A 16,015-nucleotide genomic window follows, 5' to 3' on the forward strand; every position below is an offset into this window, starting at 1 on the left:
ATTGTAACGAATTTCATACCTATAAGGATAGATGTTTCGTCATTTTTTTACAAAATATTTAACTTTGTGAATGATTAAAAAGATAAAATGATCCCTTTAATATATATAAATGGTATTTAAGGGTGTCTTTTCGCTTAAGAGGCTCTATAAATCCCGAGGCTTATGGTTAGAAATAGAAGGTGGAGGGATGTATAATTGGTAAATAAAAGTAAGGGGGAATGATGGAATGATTTCAAATATTGGGGAAACGATCACCTTACATAATGGAGTTAAAATGCCACAGTTGGGTTTCGGTGTATTTAAAGTGAAAAACGGCAATGAAACGGTTGAGTCCGTCAAGAAAGCGATCGAAGTTGGTTATCGTGCGATTGATACGGCGGCCATTTATGAAAATGAAGAAGGTGTTGGTCAGGCGATTCGGGAATGCGGAGTGCCTCGTGAAGAATTGTTCATTACATCTAAAGTGTGGAATACAGAGCAAGGATACGAAACGACGCTCCAGGCATTTGATGATAGTTTAAATCGCCTTGGTTTGGAATACTTGGATTTATACCTGATCCACTGGCCGGGAAAAGATAAATATCTGGAAACCTGGAGGGCATTGGAAAAGCTTTATAAGGATGGAAAGGTGAAATCAATCGGTGTAAGTAATTTCCATGTTCATCATTTGGAGAATTTACTTGCAAACAGTGAAGTGAAACCGGTAGTCAATCAAATTGAATTGCATCCACTTTTGACTCAAGTCGAAATTCGTGATTACTGTGCAAAACATGAAATAAAGGTTGAGTCTTGGAGCCCGCTAGGCAGAGGGAACCTATTGGAAGAGCCGACAGTTAATCATATAGCGAAGAAGCACGGGAAAAGTTCAGCACAAGTGTTGATTAGATGGCATCTACAACATGATCTAGTTGTAATACCTAAATCGATTACGCCTTCCCGTATCGAGGAAAATGCAGAGGTATTTGACTTTTCTTTAAGCCTGAATGAAATGAATCAAATAGATGCCTTGAACAAAAATGAACGGTTCGGTAGCAATCCCGATGAACTTTTGTTCTAAAAAGAATACTGCAAATGATAGGAGGGTGTCCCGAATGGGGCATCCTTTTTCTTTTTCCTCATGAACATAATTGAGACAGTTATTGCTTATAATAACTATGTAACAAAGTTAAGCCTATGGTATACCCGTTTAATATGTCTGTTAATCCTGTTTTCGTTGCCAAATATTTTTAAAAAAAATTAGGTTTTAGATTAATTAAACGGGGAAAATAATGAGTACAGCGGCAAACAAAAAGAATAAATTCACTAACATGAGGATTGTCCAATCAGTTACTCAAGGGCTATAGCTAGCTAACTCCACCCAATAACTAAAACATTCACATTCATTAGATATTGTGCGTAATCGGCATCATACCATTTGAATGTAAAAGTTAAAAATAACTGAAAAAAGGCATGACAATATGGAAGTGATTTGATTTCTTGGAGTCTGCTGCAGAAATTGAAAAAATAACTAATTTGAAGGAGGAAATATATTATGGGATTTTTATGGTCATTAATTATCGGAGGTATCATTGGTTGGTTAGCAGGTATGATCGTTGGACGTGACGTACCATTTGGAATTATCGGTAACATTATTGCTGGTTTTGTTGGTGCATGGTTAGGTTCATTAATTCTTGGGAACTGGGGACCTTCAGTAGCAGATTTCGCTATAATTCCAGCATTGATTGGTGCTATCGTATTTGTCTTTGTCTTAAGCCTTATCTTAAAAGGCATGAGAAAAGCTTCATAAATGCAAAGATTAAGCTGGCCCAAGTGGCCAGCTATTTTTTTTGCCAAAATGAACGGATTTCGTCCCGACATGCCTTTAAACCATCAATTAAGCCCAAATGCAGAAAATCCTGCAGCTGGTTCAAAAAAATGGGCAACTATTTCATATTAATGGAAGAAATAAGAACACCGTTCCGAAATCGAACGGTGTTTATTCAGTTTAAATGGTGACATCGAATATCTCAGGTCTATCAATGAAAGGAGCTTCAAGGCTCATTTTTTTTTCTGAAATGGGGTGGATGAATTCGATTTTCCTTGCATGCAGGGCCTGACGTGGAAATGTCTTTTTTCCGCCATACAAAGTATCTCCAGCCAAGGGGTGATTCAAATGACTGAAATGCACCCTGATTTGGTGGGTTCGGCCGCTTTCCAGTGTACAGCTGACGAGCGTCAAGTTTTTCTTGGGATCGCGATTGAGTACCTGAAAATGGGTGACTGCCGTCTGGCCTGTAGGGGAAACCCTTCGTCTCGTGGCATGGTGTCGGTCGCGGCCAATTTTTTCTTTGATTTCGCCTTCGTTCTTTTTAATGTTTCCTTCGACTAAAGCTAGATATGTCCGTTTGATTTCCCTTTCTTCCAACATTCTATCCAGCATGGACCCTATGAGGCGGTTTTTGGCAAAAAGGACCGCACCGGTGGTATCCTTATCAAGCCTATGAATATGCTTGATCATACAGGACTGGCCAGTTTTTTGAAGATGGTGCGCCACTCCATTGATGAGGGAGTGTGACTCACCCGGTTGAGAAGGGTGAGTATCCATTCCAGCCGGTTTATTGGCTATCAATAACACTTCATCTTCATATATGATGGAAATTCCTAAGTCTGCCGCTTGAACTGTTTCATTTTCAGCTTGATCCAATAAAGGGATGCTGATCGTATCTCCTTCATTAAGAACAGTTGACCATGTGACGGAATTTCCGTTCACTGTCACTTCTTTACTCATCCTCCATTCATGGACTAATTTCTTTGGAGCCTTCCACCGCTCCCTAAAAAGCTTTTCCAATGTTAATCCATTCCAACTTTGGAGAACATCTATTATTAAATGTTGGCTAGTTAATTTAAAATTTTCCAATTAAACTCCTACTTTCGACTACTTTGGTTTTAATTAAATGAAAAAAATATATAATAATTAAAGATGAGTCATGAAAAAAGTAACCTTGGACCTATTGCTGATGTTTCCGTGGTGGAAATTACCACATATTTTTTACAAAATTTATGTTATTCTAATGGGAAAGAAATCGCTTGTCCTAGAATATACATATAATAGATAGGTCTAACGGATCTGAAAAAAGGTGGTTTTTTTAGTGAAGACGGTCTTTTCTTCAACTGAAGAACAAGAGCAAGAAATAGCGAGTCTCGTTTCTCGTTTCTACGAATCTGTATTTCCAAAATACTTTACGGAAAGTGAAATCCTTCATTTTCGCGAGATTGGCGTTTTAAAGCCCAATCAAAGTTCTGTTACTTACTTGGCAACATTAAGAGACGCATTTCAAGTAATGACATGTCTTCAAGTCCTTATGTCGATATTAGACAAACAGAAGAGAGAAGATTTTATATTGATGGAATCTAAATCTGAAGAATTGTTCCAACATAACATCACACTATTGAATGAATGCGGAATATTCTTCCCCTTTTATTATGACCATTTTTCAAGTATAAACCATGAAGCGAATAATGATATGCAGATGATGGACATCCAGGTGGCGAATCAATATTTAGTATAAGGCAAAAAAAATGAGCCGGCTATAACGGGAGAAGCATTTCCGTTAGGGCCGGCTCATTTTTTACATCCTTAATTAATATCGTGGTCCTCGAACCATTTCTCGAACGTTACTTCATCATTAAAGCCGACGATTCGTTCTTGTTCTTCACCATTTTTATAGTGTACGATGGTCGGGGTCTTTTTGATGCCATAGTCGCTCCATCCTTGTTCAAACTCCAAAAGATTGAATTGAACAAGATCAATACCCAATTTCTCTGCCAAAGGTGCCACGACTGGTGTGGTTTTTTGACTGATTGAATTCGTAGGACTATAGAAATAAACGGTCACGTCTTTACTATCTTGGAGGTCCTGCTCCAACTCTACAGGAAGGATCAAATTTTGATAATTGGGGTCATCCAGCTGATCGACAGTAGCAGGTTTAAGCTTATCCTTGCCGTATGGATTTCCTTTTGATTTTTCTTCTTTTTTCATGTTTGTAAAAACGCCCAGCAGGACAAAAAGGGCGACGATTATCACTAAAAATATAGCCATTTTCTTCATTAAGCTGCAACCTCCTTGGATCTTGTCCATACGATGTAAAAAATAATGATGAATGCAGTCAAGGCTAGAACGTGATGGTGATGAAACCAATACGTTTATATATTGTCCTGTACATGGAACCATTCCTCATGCAAGGGTGTGGTCGGGAAAGACTGAAACCTTTGCAAAATAATGATATGTGGAAATGTATGCACCGATGGCTGTTACTATCATGGTATAAAAGCAAATCCAATGATTTTTTCGAATGATTGCAATTCCTAAAATGATTGTAAAAGGATCCGTGATGATCCTCTGGTACCAACAGAGCGCATACGGTTCATTTTGCTTAATTTCAGAGAAATAAAAGCTTCCAAACATAGCAATGATGGAGCAGCCAAGGCTACAGTTAATAAGTTTTCCCCATTGCAAATAGTCTTGTTCATGGTTCCTCTTCCCCATCTCTTTTTGCTCTCATGAAAAGTATAGTATGTATGGACGGGGTCTGTAAAATATATATTCTTTTTAACGGACATTAAGATTGGCTTTTATCCATGCAATTTTGAAATCCATGGGTAGGTTCAGTTGTTTTAATTTTTGTATAAGGGGTATAATTCTTATGGAAGAGATTAAAGGAGTCTGAGGAAAATGCCTAATTTGGACCTGCATAAATATGAAAAAATAATGGAAATACGTAATATGAGGCTAGGAGACATAGATGAAATAATTGCTTTGCAGTCGAGTTGCTTTCCTGGAATGGTTCCCTGGAAGCGAGAACAGCTTGAGAGTCATCTGGCAATTTTTCCGGAAGGACAGTTTGTGGCTGAATATGATGGAAAAGTGATTGGCTCATGTTCCAGTCTCATTATTAATTTTGACGAATATGATGACCGACATACATGGGATGATGTAACAGATAATGGATATATCACGAATCATAATCCGGACGGTTATAATTTATATGGGATCGAGGTCATGGTCCATCCTAAATTCCGCAGGATGAAAATTGGTCAAAGACTATATGATTCAAGGAAAGAACTTGTTGCCCATTTGAATTTAAAAAGCATCATTATCGGCGGCAGGATTCCCAATTATCATAAACATGCGGATGAACTGTTACCAAGGGAATATGTGAAAGAAGTGCAATTGCATAAAATATATGATCCGGTTCTTTCGTTCCAGCTTTTAAATGGGTTCACGCTTATGAGGATCAATCCTAATTATTTGCCGGATGATCTGCAATCGAATAAGTATGCTACACTCATGGAGTGGAATAACGTCGATTATCAACCGAAAACAAAACGTTATTATAAAACATCAGAACCGGTAAGGATCTGCGTCGTGCAATACATGCTGCGTAAAATCGATTCATTCGAAGACTTCGCTAACCAAGTCGAGTATTTCACCGACGTTGCTTCGGATGCTAATGCGGATTTCGCCGTGTTCCCGGAATTATTCACCACCCAGCTGATGTCTTTCTTGAATGAAAGATCACCAAGCTTGGCTGTACGGAAACTGTCGGATTTCACGGAGCAGTACATTGAATTGTTTACCACTTTAGCTGTAAGGTATAACGTCAATATCATCGGCGGTTCCCATTTCGTAAAAGAAGATGATGACAATATTTATAATATCGCTTATTTATTCCGTCGCGATGGGACGATTGAAAAGCAATATAAAATTCATATCACACCAAATGAAAGAAAGTGGTGGGGTATTAACGCAGGTGACCGCGTTCGAGTCTTTGATACGGACTGTGGAAAAATCGCCATACAAATTTGTTATGATATTGAGTTTCCGGAACTCGCCCGGATTGCTACCGACATGGGAGCCAAAATCATATTCACTCCATTTTGTACAGAAGACAGGCAAGGCTACCTGCGAGTTCGTTATTGTGCCCAGGCCCGTGCTGTGGAAAACCAAATTTATACCGTCATTTCCGGAACGGTCGGGAATCTGCCGCAAACGGAAAATATGGATATTCAGTATGCCCAATCGGGAATCTTCGCTCCATCGGATTTCGAATTTGCGCGTGACGGCATAGTTGGGGAAACCAGCCCGAACCTTGAGATGGTCCTGATTGGCGATGTTGATTTGGAGATCTTAAGGCGGGAGCGTCAGTCTGGTACTGTAAGGCAATTGAAAGATCGCCGCCATGATATTTACAATCTGCATTACAAAGATGGCGAAAAATAAAGAGGTAAAAGAGCTCGTGATGTGAAGAACGCTAGATTTGGTTCTTTTCATTACGAGCCTTTACTTCATTTATTGGAATAAATATGATAATTTTGTATATGTAAGGCAGATACATAATAATTGCAAATTAGGCGTTTGGGAGGAGATGTTGGAGATGGACTGGAAATCTTTATACACCACTTGGGCAGGGTACCAGAATTTAAATGGGGAATTACGTGTCCTCCTTGAGGAAATGCAGCGGGATGAAGCAAAACTCGAAGATGCCTTTTATAAAAATTTAGAATTTGGAACAGGCGGAATGCGTGGGGAAATCGGAGTGGGAACGAACCGAATGAATCTTTACACTGTAAGGAAGGCTACGGTTGGGTTGGCTCAATATATCTCTTCGTTTGGAGAAGAAGCAAAAGGAAGAGGGACTGTGATCGCTTATGATTCGAGACATAAGTCCCCGGAATTTGCACTCGAAGCAGCTAAGACCTTGGCTACATTTGGGGTGAAGGCTTATTTATTCGATGAATTGCGTCCGACTCCGGAATTGTCATTTGCGGTTCGCGAGCTGAATGCTTTTGCTGGAATCGTCATCACGGCAAGCCACAATCCGCCTGAATATAATGGTTACAAGGTTTATGGACCAGATGGAGCACAATTGCCACCGGAAGCGGCCGATCAAGTGATCAGCTACGTGAATGCCATTGAAAATGAGCTAGAAATTCAAATTGAAGAAGCTGAAGTCCTTAAAGGGAAGGGCCTCATCGAAATGGTCGGGGAGGAATTGGATACGGCATATAATCGTGAGTTGCTCACAGTTCCCGAGAATCCGCAGCTTGCCGAGGAAATAGATGTGTCAATCGTCTTTACACCGCTTCATGGAACGGCCAATAAATCCGTCAGGCGGGCACTGCAAAGCTTAGGGTATCAAAATTTGCATATCGTTAAGGAGCAGGAATTGCCAGATCCGGATTTTTCGACAGTTAAGTCACCAAATCCGGAGGAACCAGCTGCATTTGAAATGGCCATCGAACTTGGAAACAAAGTGGAAGCGGACTTATTGATAGCAACGGACCCAGATGCTGATCGGCTTGGAATTGCCGTGAAAAACGAGGTAGGTCAATATGTTGTCCTGACTGGAAATCAAACAGGTGCACTTTTCCTGGACTATTTACTGTCCCAGAAAAAAGAAAAAGGGAAGATTCCTCAAAATGGTGTCGTCTTAAAAACAATCGTCACTTCAGAAATCGGGCGGGCGATTGCCGAGTCATATGGCTTGAAAACGGTTGATGTACTTACCGGGTTTAAGTTCATCGCCGAGAAAATAAATCAGTATCATGTAAGCGGGGAAAATAGCTTTTTGTTCGGCTATGAAGAAAGCTACGGTTACCTGATTAAAGACTTTGCACGTGATAAGGATGCCATTCAAGCCGCAGTGCTGGCTGTTGAAGTCTGTGCTCATTATAAAAAGCAGGGATTGACACTATATGAAGGGTTACTGAATGTGTTTGAAAAATACGGCTTTTACTTGGAAGGATTGCGTTCATTGACTTTAAAGGGCATTGAGGGAGCGAAACAGATTTCTGGAATATTGAATCAATTCCGTCAAAATCCTCCATCCCGAATAGCTGGCATTCCAGTAGTTTCTGAAGAAGATTATCAACGCAGCAAAAAGCGTACATTACTTTCAAATAATGAAGAATTGATCGAGCTTCCGAAATCAAATGTATTGAAGTATTTCCTTGAAGATGGTACATGGGTTTGCCTTCGTCCTTCTGGCACTGAACCGAAAATTAAATTCTATTTCGGTGTCCAAGGTAAATCAATGCCAGAAGCTGAGTCCAAGTTATCGGGAGTCATGGAAGATTTCATGAGCAAGATTGAGGCGTTAGTTTAAATGTATGAAAGCTAAACGAAAGACCTTCTTCGGTCTTTCGTTTTTTGTGATGGCAAATTTTTAGCAGCATGAATGATCAAAATTCTAGGAAATTCCGTTTCCGTTTTGGTATACTGTATTGGCGACTGATCTCGGAAAACATAGGGAATAATGGAGGTATAAATTCATGAAATTAGTAATCATTAATGGTTCACCACGTAAACAAGGGCGTACGGGGATAGCCTCACGCTACATATCCAAGAAATACGGAGCGGAACTTATTGATTTAAGCAATAGTGAAATCCCTTTATATTCAGGTGAAGGTGAGCAATATCAATTGGATGTGATTCAAGGTCTTCGGAAAAGCATCGAGGAAGCTGATGGCGTAATTCTGACCACTCCGGAATATCATGGTTCCATGAGCGGGGCCTTGAAAAATGCCTTGGATTTTCTAAGCAGTGAGCAATTCACGCATAAACCAGTTGCACTATTGGCTGTCTCCGGCGGAGGTAAAGGCGGAATCAACGCCTTGAATTCCATGAGGACAGTGGGTCGAAGCCTTTATGCAAATGTGATCGCTAAACAATTGGTATTGGATCCACATTGCTTCGATTACGAAAATGATGGTTTATTTGAAGAGTCTGCCGTACTTGTAGAAGGTATGATTGAAGAGCTTAAAATGTATGCAACTGCATATACTGCAATGAAAAAATAATGAAATGGGGGTCAGGTATTAAAATACCTGACCCTTCCTTGTTTTTATAGGGTTTCACCAGCCAAAGTTATATCCCCGATAATTAATCCTCTTGTATAAATTTTCCCGTTTTGCAAAAACTATAGTTGATTTTAGCTTGGAAGTTCACTTAAATAATCACTTGTTTGTTCTGCCGCATGATCCAGATAGCGAAGCAGTGCATACAGCTGGGATTGAACGATTTGATAATCATGCTCAAACCTGTAAGCGTGCAAAAAATGTTCTATTTTTTTTGAAAGAAAGTGATCTTTTGTTCGAACCATCAATACTAACAAGCTGTCCCAATCAGAACGGTGTGTGTGAAACAATGCCTGATCATAATCCGCAATCCTCATGTTCTTCTCCCCCTTAATAAGGAGCTATTTGTATTTTGTTCAGATAAGACAGAATATTTCCTTACAATAAGTGGAGATGTATTTGGACCGCGGTTGTTGCTTTTTTCCTGAATAAAAATAAAAGGTGAGTACATGAGAAAAATAATGGTAATTGGAATATTGGTACTGCTTTTTTTCCCTGAACCATCGCTGGCGGCAGAAGTGTATTCCCCTGAACAGATGGAAAGTGATCTGCAAGGAATCCAGAAGCAGTATGAATTGGACGTTAAAATAATCGGGCAAACTGAAAAAGGGAAAAATATAAAGGCAGTCAAATTAGGAAAAGGAAAAAGATCGATTTTGCTGGTGGGATCACATCATGGACGGGAATGGCTCAGTTCCATACTTTTAATGCGCATGCTTGAAGAGTATGCAGCCGCCTATCGAGCGGGCAAACCTGTTGGAGAATACCGGACGGAATCATTGGATGAAGTGAGCATCTGGTTCATCCCGATGCTGAATCCAGATGGAGTAAGTATCCAGCAAGGAGATCTCTCCAACTTAAATGTTTTTGAAAAGGCTGCCGTATGGAAAATGAACCGATTTAGCAGGAATTGGTCCCGGTGGAAAGCCAACGCCAAAGGCATTGATTTAAACAGGCAGTATCCGGCTGGATGGAAAGAAGTCATGAGTGATGAAACAAAACCAACGTATCAATTTTATAAAGGCCAACAACCATTAGAAGCAGCTGAAGTATTAGCACTTACGGATTTCACGAAGGAGGTCGATCCCCTTATTGCTGTTTCCTACCATACCTCAGGAAGGGAAATCTTTTGGCATTACAAAAATAAACGGAAAAATATGGCGAGGGATTATGGGATTGCCAAAAAGACTGCCGAATTGACTGGTTATGAACTGACCTTTCCGGAAAAAGAAGCGGTAGGAAGCGGATTTACGGATTGGTTCATCACTGAATTCCGCCGCCCGGGAATGACGATCGAGCTTAGTTATTTAGTGGATGAAACCAATCCGCCGTTGGCTGTGTTTCCTGAGGAGTGGAAGAGGAATCGATTAGTTGGAATCATGCTTGTAAAAGAAGCGAAGCAGCTGCATAACAACTGAGCAATTTTACATAATAATAGTAAGCGGAAAGTATAAGGAGGAAAAGATTTTGAAAAAAGTCATCGTGATGCTAATGGGGATTTTTTTGATCATACAAGCAGGGGCCATTTCAGCACAGGCCCAAAAACCCGATTACGAAAAATACGGAAAGATTGCAATTGCAGTTGTGCAAGCAGATTATCCTGAAGTTAATATTAACGATTACGAATATAAGGGCAGAAAAACTGTATCGAAAAATCTCGTCGAAGACGATTTCAGATTTTTGGTCGATGATAAAGGTCAGAAGTTCAATGTCATCGTGACCGTACAACATGATTTGAAAAATGAAAAATTACTTAGTTTGAAGGTCACGGAGCAAAAAGGAAAGTGAGGTCAGAACAAACGGAAATTTCAAGGTATGCATCTTACCGGACATCTTCACCTCGAGAAGATGTTTTTTTCTGATTTCTTTTATAGGTTGTCCGGAAAATGGTGGATACCGGATTAGTTGCCAATGGAAAGTTATTCACATCGTTCAGCTGCCATGAAGTTTTCATTGCATTTATGAGCAGCTAACCAGTATAGTTAGTATCAGATTGAAACAATAAGCTTGATTGTAGGGGTATTAGAAAATGAGAAAGTTTAAGAAAGTTTATGTGGAAATTACGAATATATGTAATTTGAAGTGTAATTTTTGTCCAAGTTCCAGCTTGCAAAGGACTCTGAAATTCATGGATCCTGAAGGGTTTACGGATGTAATCAAGAAAATTAAACCACACACCGATCATATTTATTTTCATCTGATGGGTGAACCATTTTTAAATAAAAATTTGGGTACATTCCTGGATATCAGTGCTGAAAATGACCTGAAGGTTAATATTACAACGAACGGTACTTTGATTCAAAAGGTCAAAGACAAGCTACTCTCCAAAAAAGCCCTTCGGCAGGTGAATATTTCACTTCATAGCTTTGAGGCAAACGATACAAGCAATAGTCTTGATTCTTATGTCAGTAATATTGCCGATTTCATAAATGAAGCAAATGAAAAAAGTGAAGTGATTTGTGCCATCCGTTTATGGAATATGGATACGGCTGAATTAAAAGCGAGTAATGGCCTGAACGACGATATTCTTAGCATGCTGGAGGAGAAGCTTTCATTGGACATCCGCTTAAGTGAAGCACTTCAGCAAAAGAATAATATTAAGTTGAAGGACCGGGTTTATATAAACATGGCCGAAAAATTCGAGTGGCCGGAATTGGACCGTGACATTATCGATGAAAACATTTTCTGCTATGCCCTTAGAGATCAGTTAGGCATCTTGGTGGATGGTACAGTGGTACCTTGTTGCTTGGATAGTGAAGGGAAAATACCGCTTGGAAATATATTCGAAACATCACTTGAAGACATTTTAAATGGTGAACGTGCGAAAAATATGTATGATGGTTTTTCAAGAAGATGTGCAGTTGAAGAATTATGTAAACGCTGTGGCTATGCTAAGCGTCATAAAAAATAAGATTAAGAAAAATCACGGAGTCCATCTTCGTGGTTTTTTTGTGTGATTGAATGATATTGCCCCTTCTTTTTTATTCAAAATTCAGAATATTATTGTTTTTTTTGGAGTCCCGTGATAGAATACTCTCTATTATTGATGAAGTGTAAACTTCATATTGTCATATAAAAAGTATTGGATTCATATCTTGCTTCAGAGGGGATGTTTTATGGATTTACAGCAAAAAGTTAAAGAAGTATTCCCTGGTTTATCCACTGGTCAAAAAAAGGTAGCAAAATACTTGTTAGTGCATTCACATACATTTGCAGTCACTTCAGCTCAAGAGCTCGGAAAAGATATAGGGGTGAGTGAAACGACCATCATCCGCTTTTGTTATTCATTGGGGTTAAGTGGATATGCGGAACTTCAAAAACTTATTCGCAATCAGTTGATATACGAGAGTAGCAGTTTGAATGAATATCATTCTTCAAAACTTGAAGCCGCGAATCAGCCAAACTTCATGGCTCAGGTGATGGGGCAAGATATCATCAGCATCGAAAAGACAATGAAAAATTTATCAAATGAAGATTTCTCCAAAACAGTTGATAAATTGGCGGCAGCTGACAATGTTTTGATATCCGGACACCGGTTATCATTTTCAGCAGCACATTGGTTAACCTTTACGCTTAGGCTTGTTAGGGAAGAGGTCCATTTATATAGGCCTGATACAGATGATATTTTTTTACTGTTGAATAAAATGACTGAAAATTCCGTTTTTGTAGCCATTTCTTTTCACCGCTATGTTAAAGAGACGGTGAAAATCACGGAAATGGCCAAAAAAGCGGGTGCATTTGTAATTGGTGTTACGGATTCTGAACTGGCTCCAATTGCTGAATACGCTGACATATTATTGCCCATTTCAACACCTAGGACTTCCACTATCGATACGGCACCGGTGTTATTCTCATTATTGAATAGTTTAGTAGCTGGTGTATCGATTAAGGACGAACAGGGTTTCAAAGAAAGAAAAGCTATATATGATGCGTTCAATCAAGATGAATTTTTCTTTTGAGATTAAATTTCCATCAGTTCGGTGAACAAGCCGATTAAACCGGGATACAAGGGGGAGACAGAAATGGATATCACACAGTCTATCGAAAAATTAAGGCCTCGTATACTCGATATCTTTGACCATTTACACGCACATCCTGAAACGAGTTGGAATGAAGTGAATACGACAGCTTTCATTTCAAATATTTTAACGGAAAATCAGTGTACGGTGAAAACATTCAAGGACTGTACAGGAGTGGTTGGGGAAATTGGGGATGGGAATTTCACGGTAGGGTTACGATCGGATATCGATGCACTTTGGCAGGAGGTGGATGGGACGTTTCAAGCCAATCATTCCTGTGGACACGATGGGCATATGACCTTGGCACTTGGAGTATTCCTGTTATTGAAAGAAATGGACTTTCATCCAAGAGGCAAACTGAAATTCATTTTTCAGCCTGCTGAAGAAAAAGGTACGGGCGCCTTGAAGATGATTGAAGAAAAAGTATTGGATGATGTCGATTTCCTTTATGGGGTGCACTTAAGACCGGTTGAGGAAGTGAAGGATGGGCAAGCGGCGCCAGCCATTGTCCATGGTGCCGCTCAGTTCATTAAAGGAGAAATAGCGGGGACTGATGCACATGGAGCCAGACCGCATCAAGGGCAAAATGCCATCGAGATAGGAGCAGCATTCATCACTTTGTTAAATGGTATCCATCTCAATCCATCCATCCCTTATTCGGCAAAAATGACGCAGTTTTTTGCTGGAGGAGAAAGCTCCAATATCATCCCCGGGAGAGCCACTTTTTCATTGGATTTACGGGCACAGGATAATGCAATGATGGAAGAGCTTACCAAAAAGGTGGAAAAGGTTGCAGAATCTTTGGCCATTGTCCATGGAGTGGAAGTGAAACTCGAACCGGGAACCAATGTTGCCGCAGCAACCGTGAACGATCAAGCCCAGGAAATAATGTCTGAAGCGATAGCCAATACACTCGGGGAAGAAAATCTGGTAGCGCCTGTCATTACGACAGGAGGAGAGGATTTTCATTTTTATACGTTGAAAAGACCTGAACTCAAAGCGACGATGCTTGGATTGGGCTGTGATTTGGCACCAGGGCTCCATCATCCGAACATGACGTTCAACAAAGATGCTTTGTTATCGGGGATTGAAATCCTGACCAAAGCCATCATACTGACTTTCGAGAAATATGGGGAGGGGGGACACTTGCATGACTGATGAATTAATCATTAAATCCCTATCAACACTGGAGGATTTACAAGAAGTGCAGCGACTGGAAGTTCTTGTATGGGGCATGGATTGCGTTCCCATCCATCAGACGATTACGGCAGTCAAAAACGGCGGGCTTGTTTTAGGCGGCTACATCAATGGTCAGTTAGTCGGGTTTCAATACAGTTTCCCGGGATTCAAGGACGGAAGGGCATATCTTTGTTCACATATGTTAGCAATCCATCCTGCCCATCAAAAGAAGGGCTACGGCAAATTACTTAAACTTGCACAAAAAGAAGAAGCACTCAAAAAAGGTTACGACTTAATCACATGGACGTATGATCCATTGGAAAGTGTGAATGCAAACTTGAACATCGGTAAGCTAAAAGCTGTTTGCTCTACGTATATGGATGATTGTTATGGAAATATGAAGGATACCCTCAATGAAGGATTGTCCACTGATCGATTCATGGTGGAATGGAATATACGGCAGGAAGCAAAGGAAGAGACTCCGCTTCCAGATAAAGCCATACACATCGTAACGACAGGAATGAATGACCAAGGCTTTCCTTACATCAAGGATTATCATTTTGAAACCAATGCAAAGGTGATCGCCATACCCATTCCGACAGATATTCAACAAATCAAAAAAGCTGATCTCAGCCTTGCGATTGATTGGCGGTTAAAAACCAGTGAATTATTCAAAACGCTTTTTGCCAAAGGTTATGTTGCAGCAGGGATTGAACGGGAACAAGGTGGAAATATTCAAAACTATTTATTAAAAAAACAAGAATAAGAGGGGAATCGGGATGAAAATAACAGAAGTGCGTTTACGTCATTTAAATATGGATTTGGTAGCTCCCTTTACAACAAGCTTTGGAACGTTTGTGGATAAGGAGTTCATTCTTGTGGAAGTGAAAAATGGAGAGGGGCTTTCAGGTTGGGCTGAATCTGTGGCATTTTCAGCACCTTGGTATAACGAAGAAACCATAAAAACCAATTGGACCATGCTGGAGGATTTCTTGATACCGCTTGTATTGGATAAAGAAATAGAACATCCCCGTGATGTATCGGATATGTTCTCGCATATTCGTAAAAATAATATGGCAAAATCGGCAATCGAGGGAGCCATCTGGGATTTATACGCAAAAGAAAATAATATCCCATTAAGTATGGCTTTAGGCGGGGAACTAGAAAAAATCGATGTTGGGATCAGTATCGGCATCCAAAAAACGGTACCTGAATTACTGGCGAAGATAGAAGCCGGATTGAAGGATGGGTATAAAAGAATAAAAATGAAAATCCAACCAGGTTGGGATGTAGATGTAATCAGGGAAGTGCGCAATCGATATCCCGATGTCCCGATCATGGCAGATGCAAACTCCGCTTACCGTCTGAAAGACATCGAATTACTGAAACAGCTTGATCAATTTGATTTAATGATGATCGAGCAACCTTTGTCATCAGATGATATTGTCGATCATGCCACATTACAAGCCGAAATCAAAACACCGATTTGCTTGGATGAAAGTATACATTCCGTGGAAGATGCAAGAAAAGCCCTTGAATTGGGAAGCTGTAAAATCATTAATATTAAGATCGGCAGGGTTGGCGGTTTAACGGAAGCAATGAAAATACATGAATTATGTAAAGAAAGGAATGTACCGGTTTGGTGCGGAGGCATGTTGGAATCTGGTGTGGGGCGTGCCCATAATATCGCATTGACAACACTTGATAACTTCACGATGCCTGGTGATACGGCAGCATCCGCGAATTATTGGCATAAAGACATCATCCAACCGGAGGTTACAGTGGAAGATGGAGTCATAACCGTTCCAAAGGCGGCTGGCATTGGCTATGAAGTAGATTACGCTGCGGTCGATGAATTCACTTCCTATAGTAAAAGATATACCAAATGATAAATGTACAAAAGTTGTAAATAAAAGTGCCTC

The 16,015-nt window shown here is 40.0% G+C and carries 17 protein-coding genes; 13 read left to right on the forward strand and 4 right to left on the reverse strand.

What is annotated here, in order from left to right; genetic code table 11:
• The first annotated feature begins 226 nt into the window (after positions 1-226).
• Positions 227-1,057: an aldo/keto reductase gene (locus tag AC3ISB_RS04630; protein WP_489275666.1), complete on the forward strand. Its 831-nt coding sequence runs from the start codon at positions 227-229 to the stop codon at positions 1,055-1,057.
• Positions 1,058-1,531: 474 nt separating this feature from the next.
• Positions 1,532-1,786, forward strand: coding sequence for a GlsB/YeaQ/YmgE family stress response membrane protein (locus AC3ISB_RS04635; RefSeq protein ID WP_179086047.1), 255 nt, complete (start codon positions 1,532-1,534; stop codon positions 1,784-1,786).
• Between the two features lie 198 nt (positions 1,787-1,984).
• Here the strand turns inward: AC3ISB_RS04635 and AC3ISB_RS04640 are convergent, their stop codons facing one another.
• A complete protein-coding gene (locus AC3ISB_RS04640) occupies positions 1,985-2,896 on the reverse strand; it encodes an RluA family pseudouridine synthase (RefSeq protein ID WP_489275668.1) in 912 nt (303 codons plus the stop codon).
• 232 nt (positions 2,897-3,128) lie between these two features.
• Here AC3ISB_RS04640 and AC3ISB_RS04645 point away from each other — a divergent pair, with 232 nt between their 5' ends.
• Positions 3,129-3,548: a DUF5365 family protein gene (locus tag AC3ISB_RS04645; RefSeq protein WP_098373349.1), complete on the forward strand. Its 420-nt coding sequence runs from the start codon at positions 3,129-3,131 to the stop codon at positions 3,546-3,548.
• Between the two features lie 68 nt (positions 3,549-3,616).
• Here the strand turns inward: AC3ISB_RS04645 and AC3ISB_RS04650 are convergent, their stop codons facing one another.
• Complete coding sequence (locus AC3ISB_RS04650) at positions 3,617-4,087, reverse strand: thioredoxin family protein (RefSeq protein WP_098373348.1); 471 nt, start codon at positions 4,085-4,087, stop codon at positions 3,617-3,619.
• 126 nt (positions 4,088-4,213) lie between these two features.
• Complete coding sequence (locus AC3ISB_RS04655; protein ID WP_480340014.1) at positions 4,214-4,525, reverse strand: disulfide bond formation protein B; 312 nt, start codon at positions 4,523-4,525, stop codon at positions 4,214-4,216.
• Between the two features lie 186 nt (positions 4,526-4,711).
• Here AC3ISB_RS04655 and AC3ISB_RS04660 point away from each other — a divergent pair, with 186 nt between their 5' ends.
• The 3 genes from AC3ISB_RS04660 (at position 4,712) to AC3ISB_RS04670 (ending at position 8,838) form a co-directional block, all read left to right on the forward strand.
• The gene (locus AC3ISB_RS04660) at positions 4,712-6,259 is read left to right on the forward strand and encodes a carbon-nitrogen hydrolase family protein (RefSeq protein WP_098373347.1); all 1,548 of its coding nucleotides are present in this window, start codon (positions 4,712-4,714) and stop codon (positions 6,257-6,259) included.
• 154 nt (positions 6,260-6,413) lie between these two features.
• Positions 6,414-8,144 (forward strand): phospho-sugar mutase, encoded by a 1,731-nt coding sequence (locus AC3ISB_RS04665; protein ID WP_098373346.1) that lies wholly within the window; start codon positions 6,414-6,416, stop codon positions 8,142-8,144.
• Positions 8,145-8,310: 166 nt separating this feature from the next.
• A complete protein-coding gene (locus AC3ISB_RS04670; protein ID WP_076367619.1) occupies positions 8,311-8,838 on the forward strand; it encodes an NADPH-dependent FMN reductase in 528 nt (175 codons plus the stop codon).
• A gap of 131 nt (positions 8,839-8,969) precedes the next feature.
• Here the strand turns inward: AC3ISB_RS04670 and AC3ISB_RS04675 are convergent, their stop codons facing one another.
• Complete coding sequence (locus AC3ISB_RS04675) at positions 8,970-9,212, reverse strand: YhdB family protein (RefSeq protein ID WP_076367617.1); 243 nt, start codon at positions 9,210-9,212, stop codon at positions 8,970-8,972.
• A 132-nt stretch (positions 9,213-9,344) separates the two neighbouring features.
• On the opposite strand from AC3ISB_RS04675, the gene AC3ISB_RS04680 reads away from it, so the two are divergent.
• The 7 genes from AC3ISB_RS04680 to menC all read left to right on the forward strand — a co-directional run bounded on the left by AC3ISB_RS04680 (position 9,345) and on the right by menC (position 15,982).
• The gene (locus AC3ISB_RS04680; protein WP_430097546.1) at positions 9,345-10,313 is read left to right on the forward strand and encodes a M14 family zinc carboxypeptidase; all 969 of its coding nucleotides are present in this window, start codon (positions 9,345-9,347) and stop codon (positions 10,311-10,313) included.
• 49 nt (positions 10,314-10,362) lie between these two features.
• Positions 10,363-10,683, forward strand: coding sequence for a DUF3889 domain-containing protein (locus AC3ISB_RS04685; protein ID WP_098373343.1), 321 nt, complete (start codon positions 10,363-10,365; stop codon positions 10,681-10,683).
• 241 nt (positions 10,684-10,924) lie between these two features.
• Complete coding sequence (locus AC3ISB_RS04690; RefSeq protein WP_076367611.1) at positions 10,925-11,806, forward strand: radical SAM/SPASM domain-containing protein; 882 nt, start codon at positions 10,925-10,927, stop codon at positions 11,804-11,806.
• Positions 11,807-12,011: 205 nt separating this feature from the next.
• Positions 12,012-12,854, forward strand: a complete 843-nt coding sequence (locus tag AC3ISB_RS04695; protein WP_098373342.1) for a MurR/RpiR family transcriptional regulator — start codon at positions 12,012-12,014, stop codon at positions 12,852-12,854.
• 63 nt (positions 12,855-12,917) lie between these two features.
• Positions 12,918-14,072: a M20 peptidase aminoacylase family protein gene (locus AC3ISB_RS04700; RefSeq protein WP_179891179.1), complete on the forward strand. Its 1,155-nt coding sequence runs from the start codon at positions 12,918-12,920 to the stop codon at positions 14,070-14,072.
• Complete coding sequence (locus AC3ISB_RS04705; RefSeq protein WP_489275674.1) at positions 14,065-14,859, forward strand: GNAT family N-acetyltransferase; 795 nt, start codon at positions 14,065-14,067, stop codon at positions 14,857-14,859. Before AC3ISB_RS04700 ends, AC3ISB_RS04705 begins: the two co-directional genes overlap by 8 nt.
• Before the next feature lie 13 nt (positions 14,860-14,872).
• Complete coding sequence (gene menC, locus AC3ISB_RS04710; RefSeq protein ID WP_098373340.1) at positions 14,873-15,982, forward strand: o-succinylbenzoate synthase; 1,110 nt, start codon at positions 14,873-14,875, stop codon at positions 15,980-15,982.
• Positions 15,983-16,015 lie beyond the last annotated feature (33 nt).

This window comes from Peribacillus sp. GL_122 (assembly GCF_057835005.1).

Coding starts and splice junctions, on each gene's coding strand:
- AC3ISB_RS04655 (WP_480340014.1), bottom strand. CDS start 4,525: ATGGGGAAGAGGAACCATGAACAAGACTATTTGCAATGGGGAAAACTT.
- menC (WP_098373340.1), top strand. CDS start 14,873: ATGAAAATAACAGAAGTGCGTTTACGTCATTTAAATATGGATTTGGTA.
- AC3ISB_RS04660 (WP_098373347.1), top strand. CDS start 4,712: ATGCCTAATTTGGACCTGCATAAATATGAAAAAATAATGGAAATACGT.
- AC3ISB_RS04635 (WP_179086047.1), top strand. CDS start 1,532: ATGGGATTTTTATGGTCATTAATTATCGGAGGTATCATTGGTTGGTTA.
- AC3ISB_RS04675 (WP_076367617.1), bottom strand. CDS start 9,212: ATGAGGATTGCGGATTATGATCAGGCATTGTTTCACACACACCGTTCT.
- AC3ISB_RS04650 (WP_098373348.1), bottom strand. CDS start 4,087: ATGAAGAAAATGGCTATATTTTTAGTGATAATCGTCGCCCTTTTTGTC.
- AC3ISB_RS04690 (WP_076367611.1), top strand. CDS start 10,925: ATGAGAAAGTTTAAGAAAGTTTATGTGGAAATTACGAATATATGTAAT.
- AC3ISB_RS04670 (WP_076367619.1), top strand. CDS start 8,311: ATGAAATTAGTAATCATTAATGGTTCACCACGTAAACAAGGGCGTACG.
- AC3ISB_RS04700 (WP_179891179.1), top strand. CDS start 12,918: ATGGATATCACACAGTCTATCGAAAAATTAAGGCCTCGTATACTCGAT.
- AC3ISB_RS04630 (WP_489275666.1), top strand. CDS start 227: ATGATTTCAAATATTGGGGAAACGATCACCTTACATAATGGAGTTAAA.
- AC3ISB_RS04695 (WP_098373342.1), top strand. CDS start 12,012: ATGGATTTACAGCAAAAAGTTAAAGAAGTATTCCCTGGTTTATCCACT.
- AC3ISB_RS04680 (WP_430097546.1), top strand. CDS start 9,345: ATGAGAAAAATAATGGTAATTGGAATATTGGTACTGCTTTTTTTCCCT.
- AC3ISB_RS04705 (WP_489275674.1), top strand. CDS start 14,065: ATGACTGATGAATTAATCATTAAATCCCTATCAACACTGGAGGATTTA.
- AC3ISB_RS04665 (WP_098373346.1), top strand. CDS start 6,414: ATGGACTGGAAATCTTTATACACCACTTGGGCAGGGTACCAGAATTTA.